This is a genomic window from Persicobacter diffluens (genome assembly GCF_036244895.1).
Classification (GTDB): domain Bacteria; phylum Bacteroidota; class Bacteroidia; order Cytophagales; family Cyclobacteriaceae; genus Persicobacter; species Persicobacter diffluens.
In genome coordinates this window covers 2,933,254-2,955,721 of sequence record NZ_BQKE01000001.1, presented here as the reverse complement: position 1 = coordinate 2,955,721, position 22,468 = coordinate 2,933,254, and the positions used below count along the sequence as shown (strand labels likewise).

18 protein-coding genes are annotated in these 22,468 nt (G+C 44.9%); 14 read left to right on the top strand and 4 right to left on the bottom strand.

What is annotated here, in order from left to right; translation table 11 throughout:
- The first annotated feature begins 504 nt into the window (after positions 1 to 504).
- The 4 genes from AAA970_RS11940 to AAA970_RS11925 are packed head-to-tail and all read left to right on the top strand — an operon-like array spanning position 505 to position 3,323.
- A complete protein-coding gene (locus AAA970_RS11940) occupies positions 505 to 1,041 on the top strand; it encodes an RNA polymerase sigma factor (RefSeq protein WP_338237296.1) in 537 nt (178 codons plus the stop codon).
- Positions 1,042 to 1,046: 5 nt separating this feature from the next.
- Positions 1,047 to 1,826, top strand: coding sequence for a HEAT repeat domain-containing protein (locus tag AAA970_RS11935; RefSeq protein ID WP_338237295.1), 780 nt, complete (start codon positions 1,047 to 1,049; stop codon positions 1,824 to 1,826).
- A 19-nt stretch (positions 1,827 to 1,845) separates the two neighbouring features.
- Entirely contained in the window at positions 1,846 to 2,628 is a 783-nt protein-coding gene (locus AAA970_RS11930; protein WP_338237294.1) for a DUF4097 family beta strand repeat-containing protein, read from the top strand.
- A 29-nt stretch (positions 2,629 to 2,657) separates the two neighbouring features.
- A complete protein-coding gene (locus AAA970_RS11925; RefSeq protein WP_338237293.1) occupies positions 2,658 to 3,323 on the top strand; it encodes a DUF4097 family beta strand repeat-containing protein in 666 nt (221 codons plus the stop codon).
- A gap of 127 nt (positions 3,324 to 3,450) precedes the next feature.
- On the opposite strand, the gene AAA970_RS11920 is transcribed toward AAA970_RS11925, so the two are convergent.
- Positions 3,451 to 8,268: a RecQ family ATP-dependent DNA helicase gene (locus tag AAA970_RS11920; RefSeq protein WP_338237292.1), complete on the bottom strand. Its 4,818-nt coding sequence runs from the start codon at positions 8,266 to 8,268 to the stop codon at positions 3,451 to 3,453.
- A 352-nt stretch (positions 8,269 to 8,620) separates the two neighbouring features.
- Here AAA970_RS11920 and AAA970_RS11915 point away from each other — a divergent pair, with 352 nt between their 5' ends.
- The 4 genes from AAA970_RS11915 to AAA970_RS11900 all read left to right on the top strand — a co-directional run bounded on the left by AAA970_RS11915 (position 8,621) and on the right by AAA970_RS11900 (position 11,870).
- Positions 8,621 to 10,042 carry a sulfatase-like hydrolase/transferase gene (locus tag AAA970_RS11915; RefSeq protein WP_338237291.1) on the top strand — a complete coding sequence of 474 codons (1,422 nt, stop codon included), beginning with the start codon at positions 8,621 to 8,623 and terminating at the stop codon, positions 10,040 to 10,042.
- 146 nt (positions 10,043 to 10,188) lie between these two features.
- Positions 10,189 to 10,707 carry a DUF4269 domain-containing protein gene (locus AAA970_RS11910; protein ID WP_338237290.1) on the top strand — a complete coding sequence of 173 codons (519 nt, stop codon included), beginning with the start codon at positions 10,189 to 10,191 and terminating at the stop codon, positions 10,705 to 10,707.
- A gap of 240 nt (positions 10,708 to 10,947) precedes the next feature.
- The gene (locus AAA970_RS11905; protein WP_338237289.1) at positions 10,948 to 11,337 is read left to right on the top strand and encodes a hypothetical protein; all 390 of its coding nucleotides are present in this window, start codon (positions 10,948 to 10,950) and stop codon (positions 11,335 to 11,337) included.
- Between the two features lie 89 nt (positions 11,338 to 11,426).
- Entirely contained in the window at positions 11,427 to 11,870 is a 444-nt protein-coding gene (locus AAA970_RS11900; RefSeq protein ID WP_338237288.1) for a cupin domain-containing protein, read from the top strand.
- A gap of 80 nt (positions 11,871 to 11,950) precedes the next feature.
- Here the strand turns inward: AAA970_RS11900 and AAA970_RS11895 are convergent, their stop codons facing one another.
- Together AAA970_RS11895 and AAA970_RS11890 are read right to left on the bottom strand one after the other, a co-directional pair.
- Positions 11,951 to 12,433, bottom strand: coding sequence for a hypothetical protein (locus AAA970_RS11895; protein WP_338237287.1), 483 nt, complete (start codon positions 12,431 to 12,433; stop codon positions 11,951 to 11,953).
- Positions 12,427 to 12,639 carry a hypothetical protein gene (locus AAA970_RS11890; RefSeq protein ID WP_338237286.1) on the bottom strand — a complete coding sequence of 71 codons (213 nt, stop codon included), beginning with the start codon at positions 12,637 to 12,639 and terminating at the stop codon, positions 12,427 to 12,429. Before AAA970_RS11890 ends, AAA970_RS11895 begins: the two co-directional genes overlap by 7 nt.
- A 186-nt stretch (positions 12,640 to 12,825) precedes the next feature.
- On the opposite strand from AAA970_RS11890, the gene AAA970_RS11885 reads away from it, so the two are divergent.
- The 6 genes from AAA970_RS11885 (at position 12,826) to AAA970_RS11860 (ending at position 19,493) form a co-directional block, all read left to right on the top strand.
- Entirely contained in the window at positions 12,826 to 13,881 is a 1,056-nt protein-coding gene (locus AAA970_RS11885; protein ID WP_338237285.1) for an AraC family transcriptional regulator, read from the top strand.
- Positions 13,882 to 14,093: 212 nt separating this feature from the next.
- Entirely contained in the window at positions 14,094 to 16,949 is a 2,856-nt protein-coding gene (locus AAA970_RS11880) for a TonB-dependent receptor (RefSeq protein ID WP_338237283.1), read from the top strand.
- 124 nt (positions 16,950 to 17,073) lie between these two features.
- Positions 17,074 to 18,105 (top strand): tyrosine-protein phosphatase, encoded by a 1,032-nt coding sequence (locus AAA970_RS11875; protein ID WP_338237282.1) that lies wholly within the window; start codon positions 17,074 to 17,076, stop codon positions 18,103 to 18,105.
- Between the two features lie 105 nt (positions 18,106 to 18,210).
- Positions 18,211 to 18,744 (top strand): GNAT family N-acetyltransferase, encoded by a 534-nt coding sequence (locus AAA970_RS11870; protein ID WP_338237280.1) that lies wholly within the window; start codon positions 18,211 to 18,213, stop codon positions 18,742 to 18,744.
- A gap of 74 nt (positions 18,745 to 18,818) precedes the next feature.
- Entirely contained in the window at positions 18,819 to 19,088 is a 270-nt protein-coding gene (locus tag AAA970_RS11865; RefSeq protein WP_338237279.1) for a hypothetical protein, read from the top strand.
- Between the two features lie 39 nt (positions 19,089 to 19,127).
- Complete coding sequence (locus tag AAA970_RS11860; protein WP_338237278.1) at positions 19,128 to 19,493, top strand: DUF6678 family protein; 366 nt, start codon at positions 19,128 to 19,130, stop codon at positions 19,491 to 19,493.
- 240 nt (positions 19,494 to 19,733) lie between these two features.
- On the opposite strand, the gene AAA970_RS11855 is transcribed toward AAA970_RS11860, so the two are convergent.
- Positions 19,734 to 21,797 carry a right-handed parallel beta-helix repeat-containing protein gene (locus AAA970_RS11855; protein WP_338237277.1) on the bottom strand — a complete coding sequence of 688 codons (2,064 nt, stop codon included), beginning with the start codon at positions 21,795 to 21,797 and terminating at the stop codon, positions 19,734 to 19,736.
- Between the last annotated feature and the right edge of the window lie 671 nt (positions 21,798 to 22,468).

Genomic DNA, 22,468 nt, shown 5'->3' with positions numbered 1-22,468 from the left:
CCAGGCAAAACCATTATCTAAGAAATGATATTATTGGATGGGGAATTATTTTTTCTCCCTTAGAAAGGGATGCTTATCTCTACCTAAGGAGCTCCCTCCAATGCGGCAGCGCCAGCGCTGCCGGCGAAGCATAATCCCCATTCACCGCATAAATGATCTTGGCGTGATTGGTACCAGTTCACCGCCCCCCGGCGAAGGGATGAAGGCAGAGGCAGCGCCGGTTGTTGGAGCTCCTTTCCGGCCTGGGGACTTAGGGGATCTTGGAGAACTGCCCACCGGAAAGAGCGACTGCCGCTAGCCCGCCGAGCGTATGCGAGGGCCCCCACAAGCTGATTTTTTTGTGAAAAGTAAAGGTGTTTATTTTTATTGATACACCTTTTTTTTGTGCCGAATAAAGGGCCATTGAAATGGAATTAGAAGGGGCAGTATTATTTTTTTTGGAAAAGATTTGTAACCTTTTGTAAAACTACTGATAGCCTATAGTGTAACCGAAACGAAAACCATATGACTGATGAAGATTTGATGCAGCAAATCAGTCAGGGGGATGTACAGAAGACCGCCATATTATTTGAAAGGTACAAGCGAAAGGTATACCAATACTTTTATTATACGATCAGGGACCCGGAGGAAAGTGAAGATTTGACGCAAAACGTATTTTTAAGAGTGTTGAAGTATCGAACGACTTATAATGCGGACCATGCTTTTTCTCCCTGGCTATTTGGAATAGCCCGGAACCTCCGGTCGCAGTACTATAATGAACAAAAAGGGCCTCATTTGCCTCTGGAGGAGGAGTTAATGGAGGGGAGTCAACCTTCGGCAGATGAGCTGCTGGCGCAGTTGGAGTCCATAACGCAATTACGTAAGGCCCTGGAGATGTTAAGTGAACAGGATAAGGAGCTGGTGGTAATGGCCAAAATCATGAAAATGAAGTACAGCGAGGTTGGCGGCATACTGGAGTTAAGCCTGTCGAATGTGAAGGTAAAAGTGCATCGGGCCATAATACGTTTACGGGAAATTTATTTTCAACTGGAAAATCAATAGTCGCCATGGAAAAGGAAAAATTTGAACGCCTGGTGATCCGGTCACTGGAAGGTGATTTGAGTCTGCAGGAACAGCAGGAGTTGGAGACTTATGTGGAGGCCTCCAAAGCAGCTAAGGATCATTATGAAAGTTATAAATCACTTTTTCTCATTTTTGAAGCGCCGGGGGAAGTTGCGCCCTCCGCAAAGTTGGATGAGGCTTTTTATGCCGCATTGGAGGCTGAAGTAGAAGAACAAAAGCCTAAGGTTTATTCGTTGTCGGCTCATTGGAAAAGGTATTTAACGATAGCGGCCTCTTTTCTGATTTTTGTTCTGGGATTTCGAACGGGTCATATGTTTGATGATTCTAAAGATGAATTTCAAAATAAAATTGAGCGACTGTCCTCTGAAGTAAAGGAAACGAAGACGCATTTGATTTTGGCGCTATTGAAAGCATCCTCCGCCAGTGACCGCATTGAAGCTATTGATATGGTGGCGCAGGTGGGCGAAAAGGAGGAGGTAGTGCCGGCATTGCTTCATGCGGCGATTAAGGATCAAAACCCCAATGTCCGGCAGAATGCGGTCTATGCTTTGGGAGCATTTGCACGACAGGAGGAGGTGCAGCAGGTGCTGGCTACGGCCCTGGAGCAAGAGACCGATTTAGCGGTGCAGTATGCTTTAATTGAGGTTTTGGCCCACTGGAAGGTGAAGTCCGCCTTGCCCCGTATGCGGGAGTTGATGCTGAATAAAGATCACCCTTCGATTATTCACCGAAAAGCGGCGGAAGGTATTAATAAAATAATTTAATAAAAAGGTATATATTATTATGAAGAAATCAGGAATAATGCTGATGGTCATGCTGTGGTCCACGATGGTCATGGCAGCGGAAAAGGAGTTTAAAGCAGCCTTGAAAAATTCACCTGAAAACCAATTGGTATTGAATCTGGATCAGTCCGATCTAATGATTGAGGGCTATAATGGTAATGAGGTGCTGATTAAGGTGGAGGGCGATTTTAAGGAAATTCCGGAGCGTGCTCAGGGCCTGACGCCTCTGAGCCGGTCACAGGATAATACAGGGGTAGGCTTGTCGATGAAGCAGGAGGGGAATACGCTTTATTTGCAAAAGGCCATTCAGGGAAGAATTAAAATTACCATGAAAGTGCCGATGGAGGTGGCGGTGAAAGTGCAGGAAAAAAATTATATGGATAAAACGACCTACACGCTGAAGGGGCTGCAAGGTGATCTGGAGATAAATGCCAAGGCGGCCTCCCTGAAGTTGGAGGAGATTTCGGGGCCGGTAGTTGCCAAAACGGTGAGTGGTGATATTTATTGCGCCTTTAGGGATATGAAGGATAAAGCCAATTTGTTGCACTGCACCACGGGCTCCTTGGAGGTGTTAATGCCGGAGCAGTCTGCGGTGAACCTGAAGATAAGATCTTTTAATGGGGAGGTTTATACGGATTTTCAGATCGATACGGAAGTGAAAGAGGCCGGAGTAAGTGCCTTCTTTAACCTTTACAATTTTCGGGGAACGATAAATGGTGGCGGGGCCACCCTGGATCTGCAATCAATGGAAAGTGATATTTACCTGAGGAAGGTAAAGCAGTAGTCTGATCCTTTCATTTATGTGAATTTGTCATGATGCAAATATTCTTTTATTTATTGTGGGTGGTGAGGATATTCGATACAAATCCGTCACTGGATACTTTGGAAAAGCAATGGACATTGGCGGATGATGAAGCGGTTGCTATTGAGTTGAAATTTGCGGAGCACATTGAGTTGATTTCCTCGAAATCGAAGCAGTTGAAGGTGGTGGTGGAAATGGAATTTGATACGGATTTCTCCTATGAGGAAGTATATCAACTAGCAGGTGAGTCTGAAGATGGGCAGTTGTATATTCAATCCGTTTATGATTTCGAGAAACTGAAGAGGGAGGAGCTGGTGGTAAATAATACGACTGTCTCGTCTCAGGTTCATTTCAAGACCTTGTATAAAATTTACGTTCCTGCCGGGCATTCCCTGAGTCTGAAAACGATCAGTGGTAATGTGGAAGTACGGGCAGTTCCCAATGCGATGAATATTAAAACAGTCAGCGGATATATTGATGTGGACTGGTCAGAAAATTGGGGGGGCGCTTTCCGGTTCTCCACGATTGAAGGTGAAATTTATACTGATTTTGATTTCCGGAAAAAGCAGGGATCAGGGGTAGGGCTCAAATTAGCGCAGGAATATAAGGGGGGAGGAAAGTTGATTCAGCTGAAAGCCGTTTCCGGTGATATTTATTTGAGAAAGGCCGGGGTTTAACAAGAAGTGCGGTGCCAGTGGTAGGGCTCCTTTCGGACAGCCGGACATGCAAGGATTCGGTGGAACTGAAGGCCGGAAAGAGCGACTGCCGCCAGGCGGATGCGAGCCTCCGTATGCTTTTTGGGCTTTAGGTGACCGGAATGGATGCTGCTACAGGCATAATTTTTTTGAAGGTAATTTCGGGTAGTACAACTTTATACCTGCGGTTATCTTCTATCTGGAAGATGATGAAATTTACTTTCGCACGATGTGGCTTGTAGCCTTTGCTTTGGAGTTCTTGAAGAAACTGCAGAAAGCTTTTGGAGAAGCGTACTACCGTATCCTGCTGTGGGCTATGGCAACCCTGAGGGTGAAGTAATAAAGTATCACCGGCTTGCAGCCTGTTGATGGCCGGCTGGCAATTTGCGGCGAAGCTGATCCAAATTTCCCTGTGGTTGAGCTGCTTGATGAGCTTTTTAGGGAGCGGGTATTGCTGGCGGTCAAAATGTTTTTGCAAGTTGGCCGTTTGAATGGATTCAAAATAATCCCCATGGTAGTGGATTTCCAGTCGTTTTTTTGCGCGTGTTAGCCCGACATAAAGCATGCGTTTGTCGGCATCGGTTTTAGGGACGAAATGGTCCAGCATCAGGAAGACATTGTCGAATTCCTTTCCCTTGGCTTTATGGATGGTGGAGACATAAATATTACTACCCTTGCTGCTATAAAAATCTTCCAGACGAGACTCCTTCAGGAAAACGTCCAGATCGGACAGGTATTTGGTTTTGGGATTGGTGGCCTCGAAGTCTTTCAATATGTTGAGGCACAGTCCAAGCTTGTCACTTTTTGAAAAGCGGTGTTTTAGGCTTGTTTTGGCCTGTTCCCATTGCTCATTCGCGATGAGGTGTTGGCCGGGATGGGTTTTGAGAAGTTGGAGGAAAGCTTCAATCTCTACCAGGTGCTTGAGGTTAAAATGTTCATTAGTCTGAATAAGACTGGCGCTCAGGCCGGCAGTACGTAGTAGGCCAGTGAGCTGAAGGGCTTCCTTATTGCTGATGCAAAGCAGACAGGTGCTGCCCTGAATATCTCCATTGATGAGGGCTTCGGTCACCGGTTGGAAAAGGTGGTGATGTTGGTATCGGGTGAGCTTGATTTCGCCGAAGTCGGTCTGATGTGCGACGATGTCTTGTTGCTTCAGCCGATGGCCGATGGTCTGCGCAAATTGATTGCTGAAATCTACCAGATTGGCTTTGCTGCGGTAGTTTCGCAGCAGTGTTTTACGGATGGCTTTGTTGTCATGGATAAATTGCTCCAGGTATTGGGCACTTGCTCCACGGAATTCGTAGATATTCTGATCATCGTCTCCTACCGCAATGACGCGCATTTCGTCATTATGGCGCATCAGTGCCTGAATCAGCTGAAATTCCTGTTCATCCATGTCCTGCGCCTCATCAATCACAAGCACACTTTTAGTCATGCGGCTGGGTTCTACCTCTCCGTCATTAATTTTTTCTACCGCTTGTTGAATGATATTTTGCGATTTTTCCAGGTCTCCCATTTTTCCCAACAGGTCAAAACAAAAGGAGTGAAAGGTTTTGATTTCAATATAGCTGGCGGCATTGCCAATAAGCTTGAGCAGCCGTTTTTTAAATTCAGTAGCCGCAGCCCGTGAGAAAGTGACCATTAATAATTGCTCATGTTTGACATCCTCCATCAGCAATAGCGAAGCCAGCTTGTGTACCAACAGGCGCGTTTTTCCGGAGCCTGGCCCGGCAGGCACTACCAGGTGTTTGCTTTCGTTGTCCTTTATAATGTCCAGTTGTGCGGGGGAGAGTTCCCCAAATAGTTCCCGGAATTTTTTTGGGGTCATCTTCAGCTGAAGCTCATCCAGGCGGCTACCGGGGAAATATTTTTTGAGAAATGTGCGGTATTCCAGTTGGAAATAATCTTCGACAAACTGCAGCGCATCGTGATAGTTGTCGATCATTTTTCGGGCGTATTCCCCCACAATGTGCACAGCCTGCACCTTGGTGTCGTAAAACTGTTGCAGCTTCTGGTAGTCGTTTTTGGTATATCGTTTAAGGTTGTCCGTTTCCAGCCGCTCAATGGTCAGGCGATTGTAGGCCACCATAAAGCCGCCTTCAATTTGCAGGCAGTTGATTTTACTAAGAAAAAACAGGGCTTCTTCCACTTCTGCAATACTGGTTTTTTGACCAAAAATAAGCTGACTGTATTCGTACTGATCCCGAAGCTCCTGCACGGAAAATTCTACCAGGACTTCCCTCTGATCTGAAGTGGCAGGCAGTTGGAGGCTTTTTTTGACAAGGGTGGACAGGATAAAGGCTGCCAGCTGCTGGCGTTTTTCAATCCACTGCTTTAGCTCTTTCGGCGGGTAGAGACTAAGGGTGGCAATGTGGTTGGCCGAGGTCGGTAATCGCTTTTGTTGAACCCGGTTTTTTATCGCCCAAAAATTAAGGATGGTCTTGATCCGCTGTGGGGAAATTTCTTTTATATCAGCAAGCTCAGCTTCTTCATTTAAGCTTTTAAGGTGCAGGGTTTGTTCTTCCTGGTTGACCTGTTTGGATAGGAATAGTTCAATTTTACTAAATGACTTTAAGAGAGCTGTTGGGCCCCGTTGTGCATTTTTTACCGGGACGTAGGCGGTCAGGTCTTTGGCGTCTGCCAGGATGTCTTCTTCCCGTAACAGGTTAATGATATTGATCACTTCCTCCTTTACAATGCCCAGGTGGTCACTGATATAGTCGATGCGGGATTCTGCCCCCTCTTCCTCCTTTCGACTTCTGCTGGAAATGAGTTTTTTAATGATCCGGGCTCCTTTTTCTTTTTGCCTGGGATTGAATTTTTCAGATTGATTAATCTTCTCAATGGCTTCATTGGCATTTTTACTGCGAATACTATTGGCAAATACGCGCGGCATATTTTGGCCGCGGCGTAAATATCCGGCTTCCTCCAATGCCGCAATGGCAGTGGTGACACGCGTTTCGATTTCCATAACGCTATCATCCCATCCTGCTTTTCGGGCAATTTCCAATGCAGAGTTGGATACCGTTCCCCGGAAGCGGGTAATGTCTTTGATCGCCTTCCATACCTGCTGTATTTCCCGTATGGAAAGTTTGGTTTGATTAAGCAAAACAAAGTGCTTGCCCAGGTCTTCTTCATTGAAAAGTACAAAACAGTCCGCTTCCATGGACTGATCCCTTCCGGCCCGGCCTGCTTCCTGTACATAGTTTTCCAGGGAATCGGAAATTTCATAATGGATCACCATGCCGACGTCCTTCTTGTCCACTCCCATACCAAAAGCGGAAGTAGCCACGATGGTGGGAATTTCCCCGGCAATAAAGGCATTTTGATGGTTGGTTTTCTCCTTTGCCGGCATCTTGCCATGGTAAGCCAAAGCAGGAAAACCATCCCGACTCAGGCGCTCGGCCAATTCATAGGCGCGACGCGTGCGGGAAACATAGATAATACTGGGGCATTTTTTTTCGGCCAAAAGATCACGCACCGCCTGGTATTTTTCCTCCTCTTCAGGTTTTTCAAATACCTGATAGTGGAGATTCTTTCTTCCTGTTCCGGCGGTAAAGAGTTCCAGCTCCAGTCCCAGTTTATCCTCAAAATATTGCTGGATATCTTCAATCACTTTTTGTCTGGCCGTAGCGGTAAAGCAGGAAACAGCTATGGGCGCTTCCAGATTTTTGATCTGCTGTAATTTTTGAATAAAATCACCGATATAGAGATAGTCTACCCTAAAATCCTGCCCCCAGGAGGAGAAACAGTGGGCTTCATCAATGACAAACCGGCTGATATTTCTACCCAGCAAAAGATTTTCGATCGTCCTGGAGCGAAGGGATTCCGGGGAGATATACAGCAGACAGGCCGAGCCATCAGCTACCCGCTCAATGGATTTGGCGCGTTCGATAGGGTCCAGCAGTCCATTAATGGTCACCCCGACGGTGATGCCTGATTTTTCCAGATTATCGACCTGATCTTTCATCAGAGACTGCAGTGGGCTGATGACTACGGTAAGCGCCCTTTCATTAGCTCCGGCCATCAGGGCGGGAACTTGAAAGGTGATGGATTTCCCTCCTCCTGTGGGGAAGACGGCCAATAATGACTGATGATTTACAGCTGCCTGAACGGCTTTGGCCTGCAAGGCTTCTCCATCAAAAGTGCGGTATTCATCGTAGCCAAAGAACTCCTTCAGTCCGCGGTGAATATCTAGCCGCTGATGGCAATAAGTACAACCGGAAAGGCAGGGCGTGCTTTGCAGGCGTCGCATGATCTGCTCCACTTTTGGATAATTTTTGAGCACCCAGGGCGGACTGACGGAATGCCTGCTACGAGTTTGAATCAGCGCCAGGCAAAAGGCCAGTTCCAGCGGGTGGTGCTGAATGTGGTATTCCAGTGTACTGTTTTCGCAGATCAAATCCCGGAAGTATTCCCGGATTAATGGAATAAGCGGGGAGGAGGGTTCGAACTTCAGCTTAATGTATTGAAAAAATGCAGCGTATTCCGGCAGTGCTTGCAGTAGCTGACAGTAAATTTGTTGCAGTTCCGCTGGAAGGAGTCGGAAAGCATTTACTTCTTCCCAGAATAAATCCCGGGCCTTTTTTGCATCATTCAGGGGATTGTTTAATTCCTCGGTTTGTAGTTTATCATCTTTTAAAAGGGAATGGTAAGGCCTTTTGGGAAATAGAAGTGGAGACAGCAATAAGGTGTCAATGATTTTTGACTGATAAATATTGAAGTCTGACAAAGCTCCTGAAAGATAAGGGAAATCGTGGCGGAGGATATTATGGCCCACAATAAATTTGGAGTTGGACAGGAAATGAAAAAATGGCCCAATTGCGCCCTCGTGAAAGTGTTGCCCTTCCGTATTGATAGCGCCAATATCCAGGATTTTATTTTGCTGCGGGCTGATTTCTAAGTCTATAAAGGTGAGCTGCTCCATGGGTAAATCTTCATTCTTCAGGGCAATTTAATTAATATTTTTTAGGCTTCGAAGCGGTTCACATGAAGGCCCGGAAGTAGGCTTTCTGTTTTTGTTCTGATAGAGTTGTGATGAGTGGGCTTGCTTTCTGCTGATTCGTCTGCTTTCATGGAAAACACTCGAAACAGGAAATTATTCCTTCCCCTTTCCCGCCTTGCGGTTAATGGAGGATTTTAGCTTGAATAATCCGGTTTGAGTATGCATCATTGGATTAATGTATACATCAATATTTTTTTATTGATTTTTAACCCAAGTGGAATGATTTATTCGTAAGTTCCGATTTTGTTTTTAACTGAAAATTAGACTATTAGCGATGTTGTTATTAAAGCGTTTATTTCATTTTTTTATTTTAGCTTTGTTGCTGTCTTCCTGTGCCGGGAGGGTGGATAATCCCCCGAATGTAATCGTTATTCTGGCGGATGACCTCGGTTGGGCTGGTTTAAGTAGCTATGGTGGAATGGGGATTGAAAGCCCGGAATTGGATGCATTAGCCGAAAATGGGGTGAAGTGTAATCAGTTCTATGCGGCCAGTTCGGTTTGTACGCCAACCCGGGTGGCCCTATTGACCGGAAGGTACCAGCAGCGCGTTGGACTTGATCACATTTACTATTATTGTGAAAGGGATAAGGGGCTGGATCCGGCAGAGAATCCTTTGATTCAAAAAGCCTTTAAGGCGGCCGGATATACCACCGGAATTTTCGGGAAATGGCATTTGGGGTCCGGAGAAAAGTACTTGCCTTCGTCCGCTGGATTTGATGAATTTACCGGATTTTTGGATGGTAATATAGATTTTATTTCCAAACACAATACCGAAAGCGAAGTGGACTGGTATGAGCATCACCAGCCGGTAGACCGGGAGGGTTATGTGACCCATTTATTGAATGATGCGGTGGCTGATTTTATTGAGGAGAATAAGGACCAACCCTTCTTCGCTTACATTCCGCATGCGGCAGTACATGTACCCATGCAGGGACCGGATGATCCTGCGCTCCGAACAGATGATTTCTATGCTTATCGGGCGGATGGGAAAATGGATTCCACGGATTATATGCGCCGGTATACCCAAATGGTAAAGGCCATGGATGAAGGAGTGGGGCAAATGATGGAGACGCTGCGTAAGCATGATTTGGAAGAGAATACCCTGATCATTTTTACTTCGGATAATGGCGGGGAGCGCATTGGCATGAGGCAGGGCAGGGTGAACGGGCCGTTCCGTGGGCATAAGGAATTGCTGTATGAAGGAGGGATCCGGGTGCCGGCAATTTTCTATTGGAAAGGAAAGCTACAGGCGGGACTGACCAATGATACGCCCATGTTTATACAGGATCTGTTCCCGACCATATGCGAAGCGGTAAATATGCCTTATCCGGAAAAGTGGAAAAGCGACGGGCAGTCTTTTTGGTCTAATTTGGCGGAGGATAAGCCTGCAGAAGCGCGTGATATGGTGTGGATGCATCGGGAGAAAATGGCTTTTCGCCGGGGAGATATGAAATTGTTGCGTCTACGCAATAAGCAAGTGGAGCTGTACAATATGAAAACAGATCCATTTGAAAAACATAACCTGGCAAATGATCCTGCCTACGCGAACTTGGTGGAGGAGTTGATTCAGGCCGGGGATGACTGGCAGAAAGAAGTGGCGACAGGTTATCCGGGGAGCCGGGAGATTGGGGTTTATGAGGATATTGACTGGCCATGTAAGAGAGATTTGGAGGCTTTTAATAGTAGAGCCAAATAGCATAGTTGGAATTTTTTAAAATGGAAAGCCTATCAGATGGAACGTGTCTGATGGGCTTTTTTATGTAAATGGCATCGCTCATTTTGGGGGAGAAATAGAGGTTGAAAATATTTTTGTAGTTTAGTGAGGTCGAAAATATTTGTTGGATGGACTTTAAGCAGATCGATTATTTGAAGATGGGGAATTCGCGACAGCAAAAGGCTTATGATGTCCTGACGGCTTTTCAGGTTTTTGAAAAGCTGAAACCCTATACGCCTTTACTGGCTGGAACAATTCCCATTGAAATTGATTTGCCCGGTAGTGATTTAGATATCATTTGTGAGTGCGGGGATCATGAGGACTTTGCCTCTTTTTTGAAGGAGACCTTCGGGACGATGGAAGGCTTTGAAATGAAAATGAAAATGTTCCAAGGCAGGACTTCGACGATTGCGAATTTTACCCTGGAGGGCATTCCCGTTGAAATCTTCGGACAACAATATCCCTCCGCTCAGCAACATGCCTTTCGCCATATGTTGGTGGAACATCGGATTTTACAGGAAAGGGGAGTGTGCTTCAAAGCCGAAGTGATACGATTGAAAACGGAGGGCATGAAGACGGAGCCAGCCTTTGCTTATTTGCTGGCTTTGGAGGGGGATCCTTATCTGGCTTTGTTGGAGTTGGAGTAATAGGTATTTGTTCGTTTTGAGCGTTTCGCAGAATGGATGATCGAAGCGCGTTGGCGAAGGGATGAAGCAGGTTTGTCTGAGCTCCTTTTTCCAGCCTTAAAGCGTAGCGGCTCGGAAAAAGAGCGAGCTGCGCCAGCCCGGCCGAACTTGTGAGGCGCCCCAAAATAACCATTTGTAGGAGCTCAAGTTGGCGTCATGTTTGTATATACAAATTAGAAGATTACCAAGAGATAATAGCGTATGTGGTGGTTTGTAGTTTTAGTTTTGATTATGATCCTCGTGCTGGTTTATGGGGATAGGCGGGGCCTTATGAAATATGGGAAGTTAAGCAGTAAACGGCATTTGGAGCTGAACGGGCATGCTTATTATCTGGAATCGACACGCTTTGAGACGGAAGAGGAGGCTTATTATAAAACCTTCAAGGTGGTGCAGGATGTGGGCCGCTGGGGAAAGCCATTGGAGATGAAGTATGAATTGTATGACTGTTCGGTTTTTGTCTATCAGTTTGAAAACTATACGGTTGGGGTGAAGTACAAGCGGGATGAGCGTGCGATACAATTACTGAAAAGTAAAGCACCGATCAGCATTGCCGATTTTGAGGAAGACCATCGATTGACTTTTGTTCAGTAACAATTCAAGGGGTGGGCGGTAGTTAGTAATGAGGTTCGTAAACTGAATAGATATGCGGGCCGGTTCATTACTCATTACAAAAACACTTTATGAAGGAAAAGGAACTTATCAGAAAAGGGGAAGGCGAAAATTATAATTACGCGCAGGACCATTGTTTTGTGAAATTATCTTCTCTGAAGACCAATGGGGAATTGTGTTTTGTGGAGGATACGCTGAAGCCGGGTTTTTACCTGGGGCGTCATCACCATAAAATCATGACGGAGGTATTTTATATACTGGAAGGGGAGGTGGGTTTGATTTTTGATGAGGAGACGGTTAACCTAAAGCCCGGGGATACCCTGACGGTTCCACCGAATGTTTGGCATGCTGCGAGTTGTAAGGAAGGCGGGAAGATGCTGACGATTTTCAAGAACGGTCGTTTTGATCAGTATTTGGAAAAGCTTTCCAAAATGTCAGACAGTGATTTTGCGGATGCGGAATTGATGAAATCGGTATCGGCGGAATTTGATATTTATGAGCAGGAGAAAAGTTAGGTGATAATAATATCTATGATACACAGGAGTCCGGTTTGATCGCCGGACTTTTTTTTTCGATAAAAGATATTGTTGGGCTACTAATAATCTCTTGTTTTAATTAACTGATATTTGACTAAAATCATAATGAAAATGCCAATCAGGCAAAGTAGAACCCCTAACACAGTATCAGGATTATCTGGATGACTGGTCAGGGCATAAATGATGATGAACAGGAAGAAGGCAATGACCGAAAGGAATAAGAGATCAAAGGATCTGCGCCTCACTTTGGCGATTTTTTCCACCCGAATTTTGGGTAGCCGTTTGTCGAAAGGGATACCATTTTCGACATCGCGGGCGTGACGGATTAGGCTCGATTCAATTAAGTCCGGGCGGCGGAAAAGAATTGTGAAGGCTTTATTTTCTTCGGTATAAGGCTGAACCAAAAATGATTCCTCCAGTAATTTTACCCGACATACTTCTGACGTTCTAGGCATTCGCTCATGAGTGCTCAGTCTGATCCATCCTTCATTTTCTGTAGTCTGAGAGGCTATTATTTCCCGGTTTGCGCGTCTGATCACCATTTCCATTCTCTTTTTTCCACCTGAAAGGGGATCTCCCGAACCCCTGTGTTTCTTTTAAGCCGATAAAAAGCCAGCGGGAGGAGCAGGAGCAGGGGAATAAACTGAGGCTCGTTACTGATGAATGCCCCAAGCAAAAAGGCAGGGATAATCAGTGCATGTAAATAAACCCCAAAAGGTAGTGGCCTGACTGCCGCGAAATTTTTCATGAACAGAAAGTAGCGTGATTTAGGTGGCTCAAATTAATGAAATTATCCACGGAATTGATGTTTTTTAAAATTGGTAGCTTAAAATGATAGTGAAGTAGCTGAGCTCGCGACATTATTCACTTGACAACATCCTCATAAAATGCAGGTAAACTTCATTGGTTAATTTGGAGGTTCAAAACCAAGACTATGCAGACCTTACTAACCATCGGAATTGTTCAGTTTATCATTTCGCTTTTTTTGATTTTTGACCGCGGACCGGTCCGGCTGAAGGAAAGCCCCATGATTATTTTGCTGATTTTTCTTTCCTTTCATTTTTCCATCAAGGGCTTTTTGCTGTATGTCCTGCAGGATAAGTATATGTTTCAATACTTTGGCACCTGCTTTAACTTTGCTTACGGCCCCTTGATTCTGGATTTTGTGAAAATGCAATATGGCAGGAAACGATTACACCGGCTACATTTTTTTCCGGCGGTATTATTCGGGGTGATTTACCTTTTTGTAGGTGGAATGACGCTGTCAACCCATGAAATGATCTATATGGAATTTTACAGGTCTTATATCATCCTGTTGATGTTCCTTTCTTTAATTGGCTATTTTGCCTATCTCTTTTTTTACTTGCTTCGCCAATCTACTTATCCTGTGCAGGTGCTTAAATCCATTATTCCCATTTCTGCAACGGTTGTATTCTTTTTGCTGGTTGGTTGGGTACAACTTCTGCCCGATTTCTGGTTGCGTTGGGGGATTTATTGCAGCTTTATTATGCTGGCGGTTCAGTATTTGCGATATGAACTGGAAGTCCGGAAGCAGGTGCAGGAATGGAAGTCTGCACAGGAATCCATGCCCGAAAAGGAAGTGCCCGTGCAAAAGTCGGAAAAATATGAACGCTCAGCTCTGACTCCTCAACAGGCACAGCAATATGCCCGGCAGCTGGAGGGCTTAATGACCCAACAAAAGATGTTCTTAAATCAGGAGCTTTCCTTGTCTGATTTATCTGAAAAAACCGGCATCCCCAAGCATCATTTATCAGAATCTCTGAACCTGCATTTGGGTAAAAACTTTTATCAGTTTGTCAATGGATATCGTGTCCGGGAGGCCATGCGTCTGATAGAAGAAAACCCCGGGAGAAAGCTGCTGCATTTGGCTTTTGATTGTGGCTTCAATACTAAGGCGACTTTCAATGCTTATTTCAAAAAAATGACCGGACATACCCCGAGTCATTACCGGATGGCAGCAAGAAATTAAGTAAAATTTTGGGTTACATTTTGCCGGAAAAGGTAAAAGTACATTGTCAAAATGATTTGTTAACGCTTTCGTAATACGATGTAATTATTTGATTGTTAGTAGCTAAGAGGTGTTTGTTGATTGGGCTTCACCTTTTTTGAGGGTGATAATTAAAATGGACGATTTTTTTAAATGATGATCCTTATTTCGGGCATCATTTAAAACCAAATAAGATGAAATCGAAGCAGTATTTCTACTCTTTAACTTTACTAATGACTTTCCTACTGGGGAGTAATTTTGCCTTTGCTCAAGATAAAGGAGCGGTAATTGGAAATGTACAGGATGCCACAGGGGCATTGCCTGGAGTAAGTATTCGTTTGGAGGGTGCCGCCATGGGTACGATTACCGATCCTTCGGGTAAATTCTATTTTAGTAATGTTCCTGCCGGCGAGCAGGTGATTATCTTCAGCTTTATCGGTTATGAGGAGCTGAAAAAGCAAGTCACCATACCGGCAGGCGATCGGGTGAACCTTGGAGCAATCAGAATGGATGAAGCTTCCATGGAACTGGAGGGCGTCATTGTACAGAGTAATTATTTGCCTTCTCAAATGCGTGCTTTGAGTATGCAAAAGAAAGGGTTGGCGATCGGTAACGTTTTGGCGGCAGATGCGGTCGGGAAGCTACCGGACAGAAATGCGGCAGAGGCGGTACAACGTGTGCCTGGTGTTTCCATTACCCGTTATCGTGGTGAAGGGCAAATGGCCATTGTAAGGGGAACGCCGATGGAATGGAATGCGATGTTGATTAATGGTAGCAGGTTGCCGGCCGGCTCTACTTACAGTGGAGGTACCCGTTCTACAGGTCTGGATGTGTTTCCTTCGGAATTGATTGAATTTGCTTCCGTGACCAAAGCTTTGACGCCAGATATGGAGGGCGATGCCATTGGCGGAAGCATTAATTTGCAAACCAGAAGAATGGCGGCGGAAAAGAGTCTGGACATCAGTTTGGGCGCAGGTTATAATGAAAAAGGACAACAGCCGGGCTATAACTTTTCGGCGGTTTATCAGGATCGTTATTTGGATGGTAAGCTGGGTTTGATTGCCTCGGCCTCCTCCTGGAGCCGCGGGGTAACACAGGATAACCAGAATATCAACTACAATTATATGGTGGAGGAAGCACCGACTTACTCGATCAGTAATATGGAATTGCGTCAGTATCGCGGGCAGCGCGCCACTACGGGCGCCTATTTGGCAACGGATTATGAAATCAATGAAGATCATCATTTGTATGCTCGCGGAACCTTTAACCGAATGGCAGAGGACTATAAAACGCGTCAGTATACTTTCCATTTTGACCGGGACTATGCAGAGATGCTGACCCGTCGCAATGATGCCTATACGGATTTGTTTGGTGGGGAGGTTGAAGGAGAGCACCAATTGGGCAAGGGCTGGAAGCTGGACTGGAAAGGTTCCTACTACGAAACAGGTTCATTGATGGGGACGCCTTTGGATAATGAGTATATGGATTACGGATTGCCTTTTACTTATTTCCGTCAGAATGATGTGAGCTATGGTGGGCGTTCCAATGATGGTTTCAAATACTTGGCGATGGATTCTCCGAATGGTGTGGGTGACCGTGCCGGAAGTATTTTACCGCATAATGAAGTGGCGCTGGATCCTAAATTGATGAATTTGAATATGCTGATCCTGATGGGCGTTGAAGGGCGCGAGGCAGATCAGGTTTTCCAAATGAATTTACAGAATCAATTAACGGAGAACTTCAAGATTAAATTTGGCGGTAAGTACAGAGTCAAGGAGCATGAGATGACCACCGGTCAGGCGCTTTACCTTTCCATGGCAGGATTGGGAATCCCAGGTATGCCGGTGTATCCGCTGTCCGGATTTGAGACGGAGGCTCTGCCGCAACGCAATAGTTACCTCAGAGAAATGGGTTCTCCATATGGCGATGTTTTGTTGCCACATATGACGATGGGAGAGCTTGATCAAACGGCCAACTGGGTCAATAGCCCTGAAGGTCAGGCAGCATTTATGGATCTGACGAATACGGATAATTTATTACTTTCCAATACGATTGCCCGCGAGCAGGTGACGGCAGGTTATATGATGGGAGAATGGCATATCAATTCCAAGTTAGACTTTGTTGGAGGCATGCGCTATGAGCACACAGCCGTTCAGATGGATGGCTACGATATGGATGAAGAAGGACAACTGACGGCGGTAAGCCCGAAAAATACCTATCATTCTTTGTTACCGATGGGCCATTTGAAATATGCCGCCAATGAGCAAACGAATCTTCGAGCCGCCTACACCCGCACCTTTGCCCGTCCGAACTTCTCACAGCTGAATCCTTCCACCGCCACGAATATGGGGCAGAATGGCTTGCCGATGGTCTCTGGTGGAAATATGAATTTGCGTCCTACTTATGCCCATAATTTTGATCTGATGGTGGAGCATTTCTTTCAGGATATTGGGCTGATGTCGGCAGGTGTTTTCTTCAAGCAATTGGATGATGTGATTTATACCAATGCATCTCAGGAAATGGTCGATGGTACCCTGACCACTTTCCATCGCCCGGAGAACTCCAACGGCGGCTGGTTGGCCGGTCTGGAGCTGGCCTTTTCCAAGCGCCTGACCTTCCTTCCGGGCTGGGCCAGCGGCTTTGGCATTGATATGAATTATACCTATACGGCTTCGGAGCTGGAGATGCCATTGGCAGATGGTACCATGGTGTATGAGCCATTGAAAAACCAACCCAAACACATTTACAATGCCTCTCTTTATTATGAGCGCAATGGCTTGATGTTGCGTATGGCCGCCAACTATAAGGGTGCCTTTATTTCAGAATATCGCCTGGAAGCCGGAGCGGCGCATTACCAGTGGTATGATAAAAACTTTATGCTGGACTTCTCCGCCGCCTATTCGGTGAGCGATCGCGTGAAGATTTATGCAGAGCTGAATAACTTGACCAACTCTCCTTTGGTGTATTTCCATGGGGTGTCCGATCGTCCTGAGAAAGTGGAGTATTACGGTATTCGTGGTCAGCTCGGTATGAGATTCAATTTATTCTAATCCTACCATATTTAATGGTCACTCCGGATGGAGCATGCTTCCGTCCGGCACCTCACCTGCCTTTTCGTTCTGCGTTGATGCGCAGGTGCTATAACCTGAATTTTTATCCCTGGTTTAATTTATAATGAAAAAGATTTTATTGGCAATCACTGCCTTGACGATGATGGCTTGTGGAGGGTATACTGAAGAGCAGACTCCGGAACGAACACTTTTTGAAGAGGTTTATGTGAGCAGAACAGCAGATGGTGCCTATCGTTTTGAGAATTTTGGAAAGAAAGACTGGCAATTGTTCCTGGAGGGTAAGCCTATTGGGGCATTAAAGGACCAAAAGGATTATGCATACCCAGCAGAAAAAAGGGCTGTTTTTTTAGCAGTATCCGGCAATGATTCCCTGTGGGTTTCCGAGCGTAATTTGGCAGTAAGTGGAGAGCCCAATTTTCGTGATATTGGGGGCATAAAAACCAAGGATGGTCGCCAGGTGAAATGGGGGGCAATCTATCGTTGCGGTGAGTTAAAGAATGTGGACAAGAAGGGCTGGCAAAAGCTTTCCTCTTTGAATATTGCCACCAAGGTGGACTTCCGAGGTTCGCAAGAGCGCGAGGAAAGTCCGGATGCTTTTCCTGCTAAATTGGGCGCCACCGAGTATAACCTTTGGATCGATCCTGGGAATATGGACGAATTTAAAGCGATGTTGAAAGATAATTCATTAACCGCTGAAGACGGTTTTCAAATGCTGGCAGATATGAACCGTTTGTTTGTCAGGGAGTGGGCCTATCGCTATAAGGAATATTTTCAGATATTAAAGAATACCGAGGAACCATTGGTCTTCCACTGTACTGCCGGAAAAGACCGCACCGGACTTTGCTCCGCGCTTACGCTTTATGCTTTGGGTGTGGATATGGAAACCATTTTGGATGAGTACGAAATGTCCAATCACTATCGTCATGGGAAGAATGAAGAATTGATAAAGCGATTTGCATTTACAGGTGTTTCTCAGGATTTGATGCGCAGCATGATGGGCGTGAGAAGAGATTGCCTCGCGGCAGCTTTTGATCAAATGGCAGTGGAGTATGGTAGCGTGGACCAGTTTATGGCGGAAGCCCTGGAGGTTTCGGAGGAGGATATCGCTGCTCTGAAAGATAAATATTTATACTAAACAAGTACTGATTTTTCAAAGCTGTTTTTCTTCGGGAAAAATGGTATATTCACAAAAGGCTTCCCTCTCCGGGAGGCTTTTTTGGCTTTTAATTCTTTTTGTAAAATGAGTACCATCTTCGAAACGCCTTTATATGAAATTCGACTGCTTCAGCCTGCCGATGCTGAAGGTATTTTCCTGCTGGATTCCGATCCGGAAGTACATAAATTCCTTGGTAATAATCCAATAAAAAGCATGGCCGAAGCGGAGAAGGTCGTGGCCTATATCATGGGGCAGTATGAACAATTTGGCGTTGGCCGCTGGGCCATTATAGAAAAAGCCAGTCAGGAATTTGTCGGCTGGACGGGCCTGAAGTATGAAGACGTTTTACGTCCGGGCCAACCTTATTATGATTTGGGATACCGCCTGCGCCCCAAATTCTGGGGCAGAGGCATAGCTACGCTCACCGCCCGGATGTCCGTCGATTATGGATTTGAGACTTTAGGATATGAGGCCATTGGTGGGGCGGCAGATATTCGGCATGAAGTCTCCAATCACGTGCTGCAAAAAGCCGGGCTTCAATTTGTCGATACTTTTGAGTATGATAGCGAACCGCATCATTGGTACAATCTGAAGCGGGAGGAGTGGTTAGCTCAATAGTAAATTATATTGCAAAGAATTATTCCGGAAAAATCAGGTAGGAGTAGTCAACAATAGGGAAAGTTACAAGGCAAATGAAAATTAGAAAAAACACACCTATAAGACTGAAAACATTTCAGGGAACCCATAACCCGACACAGGAAATTGAAGAATTGGATGATTATTGGAAATTAATAGGTCAAAGTGGTGTCGTTATTGATGATAATCTTGCAGACAAAGATAGAGTGTTGGTGTTGTTCGATAAAGATTTCGAACATTTCCATTTATCAAACCACAAGCCGGTTAAGAATTCTCTAGTGATAAAAAAGTCGGACTTGGAATTAGATCGGTTAGGAATTTATTGACAAAAATTGGACAAAGAGATTGCAATACGAACCAGTTATATGAGTAATGCAAAATGGTTGAAGTTATTTAATCAACTTAAAAAGGAAGAACTCTTTTTTAGTGTTGCTCAGATTAAGTTCCTCATTTCAGAGTCTGCAATCAGTTTCAGGTTTGACCGTTTTGATATTGATTCATTTGATGAAAATGGATTCGGTGATTTTGGAAGTGGACCATTTGATTACAAGGAGATTGAATGGATTTCTATTCCGGGAAAACCTGAATTTGAAAGAAAGAATAGAGATGAAATACTTAACTCCAGGATAATATCACAACCGATAGGAGAGATTGAAAAAGTTATGGAGTTGTTAGGCAGGTTTGAATATGATACAGATGAATTTGAACTCAAAATATACGGATACAAATAAGGTGCTGTTTCCAGTAAATTATAAACCTGATGCGGAGTGGGGTTGATAATTAAAAAGTAAATTGCGTTTAAATCATATATTTAGTTGATAAGTAGTGGATATTGATCACTGATAATGCAATGGTAATGTCAATGCATTTATCCCGCGACGGCCAGTCATACAAAAGAAAAGCCCCTATCATTCCGTAAGGGCTTTCTGATTTATATGACTATGAAAAAGGTGTTCGTTAATATTTAGATATTATTTCGACATTTTTTTATCGTCTACCTGGTCATTTTGCTCATAGACTTTCGTCCAGTCTCTGATTTTAGCATTCGGAACAATCGCTCCGATGATATTGCCTTTGATCGGGTTACCGAAGAAGTCAGTCTTCATTTCCAGTCCGTCGAAATAAATGCCATAGGAGGTTTTGTCGGATTTCAGCTTTGGAATCGCTTCTCCTGAGGAGATTAGCACTTTGTTTTGTGGAACAAAGTCCGCTGCTTCAGATCCATTTTCGTTTACGAATTCCGGAGACCCACCGTGGGCATTTTCATCCCAATAGCCCTCTGCCAGTGCATTAGATACTTTACTATACTTATCAGTGCCGTTTTCATTGTACAGGCGGTAAAGGTTACCACGCATGATCAGCTCCATTTTGGCCAGTTCGGCCTCATTCATCCGACGCACGGTCGCAGGATAGGACTGTCCCATTCCTTTACTTATTTTTCCATTTTTACGAGGACCATCGGAAACCTTAAAGTCAAAAGCGGCATCGTAAGCGGCCCCATCTTTCCAACGGTGCATAGACCAACCATTATTCGCCTTCTCTTCCATCCATAAAATATTATTCATCATCACCAATCCTTCATTGGAAGTGGAGATATTGAATACATTTGGATTCTGATATGGCTTATTTCCTTCTATGGTATTGATTATAGTGTTATTGTAGATATAAGTTTGATAAGGACCTTTATACTGCTTATCGTGATTATGACCGTTTACAGTGACAATACAACCCGGCGTACCTACCTTGCCCCAGAACTTCTGCGCGGGGTCCTTCAGGTTTCTCCAGCCATCGTTAATGCTGACATTGTATCGGTAGGAACAGTTATAGTTTAAACCCAATACCTCAATGAATCCACCGGCATTATAACGGCTCAGACATTTCTGGATCACCACGTTTTTGCAGTTGAAATCGATATGTGCTCCGCAACAATCGGCAATTCCCTGTGCGCCTTCGAAAGTATTATATTCGAAAAGGAAGTTCTGCAATCCCCAGGTCCACATGCCACTGCCACGACCCCACTTTCTTTTGTCATTGCGGTTGCCGGATTCCGTGATTCGGCTGTATTTCAAGTGACTGTCATTGCATCGGTTGAATTGCATGCCCGGTCCGCCAGACTGGTAAACCGTACAGTGCTCAATGCGCACATCACTCACATTTCGTGGGGCAGAACCGTCGATTTTACCGGCTCCCTTGAAGCGAAGACCCATTTGGCTGACATTGCTCACCGTGACGTGCTGCACGGCAACATTGCTTATGCCCTGTCCTTTTTTCAATACCTGACCGAAGATTCCCCAGCCCCAGCCAGCGTTATCATTCATGTTCCACTGACGACAAGCACGCGACTGCTCGGCATCATTCAACAAGAAGACATCAAAAATATCCACATTATAGATCAGGAAGTTTTCCATCAGGCTATTCGGGTGGGTGTTATCAGACTGAATGCGGATAGCATAGCGTTGTTGCCCGTTCTTTTCATTCTTGCGGATCATCAGGGTGTTTTTGTCCGGTCCACCATCTCCGGTCATTTTCAGGTCGGTGATGATGACGTTGGAGGTATTTTGAACCCAAATTCCGGCCGGATAGCCTTTGAAATCGATAGTGGCTTTTCCGGAACCGTAACTACCGATATGGATTTTTTTCTTGCTTTTACCTGCCTTGTTCAGGTTGATCAATTCGATGGTTCCCTGGTGTGTTTGCTTACCTTTTAGAAGAATCTGATCTCCGAAAGTGGGATTCATTTTAGCCAGCTTCGCTAACGACTTGATGGCTTTTCCTTCGGAAAGACCGTTGTTTTTGTCTTTCCCTTTTTCTGCATCCACATAAATGGTGCGTTTGAATTTTTCTTTCGATTGATATTTAATTTCATTGTTCGTCACCGGCTTTTCGAACACGAAACCATTTGGTGCGACGGGAATATCATCATATATCGGTGCCGAAGCAGCGTCTTTCATTGCGCTCTCCAACTGTACCTGCGCCTGCAGGCTGAGGGGTAAGCAACAGAGCATTATGCTTATTTTGAGGAAAATTGCTTTCATGTGGTTTCTCTAAAATGAAAAAATGATTCAGCTTAAGGTGAATTTTTAGATCAACTATAGCTATGGAATAAGTATTTAATAGATGAAAGTTAAGACTTTTCAAGTGCAGTAACCGCCATAGAGTGATTTGAAAAGGGGTGGTAAATCCGAAAAAATAATAAGGACAGGAAAATTCTAGTAGTTAAATATAGAATGGTGTAATGCGGAGGTGGGGAGCGCCCTCTTTTTTGGAAGATGTAGAGATTAAAATTTTGAGGAACGTAGTTCCTTGGCTAGAGACTCCTTTATAGAATTTTTTCGTTTCTGCATAACGTCTAATACTGGTCGTAGCATGGTGCTACGACTCCAAATTTTGAAACGACTACCTTTAAGCCCAGTGGTGGGATTAAAAAATTTAAGGATTGGTCTTAGTGATGCTTGCACGGCTCGCTGTGTAACATTACGACCTGGGACCTTTTTGAGTTGGGCAAGACAGACACTGGTTGTAGTCTTCGCGCACTGAATTCACCGGATTAGTGCGGGAATTCAAGCGGCGACTACGACCGAGTCCGCGGATCCTGATGTTACACTAAACAGGTCTTAGCATCTTGCTACCCCCACCAACTTTTGAAACGTCTACTCTTAAGCAACAGTGGTGGGATTAAAAAATTCAGTGATTGGTCGTAGGTACT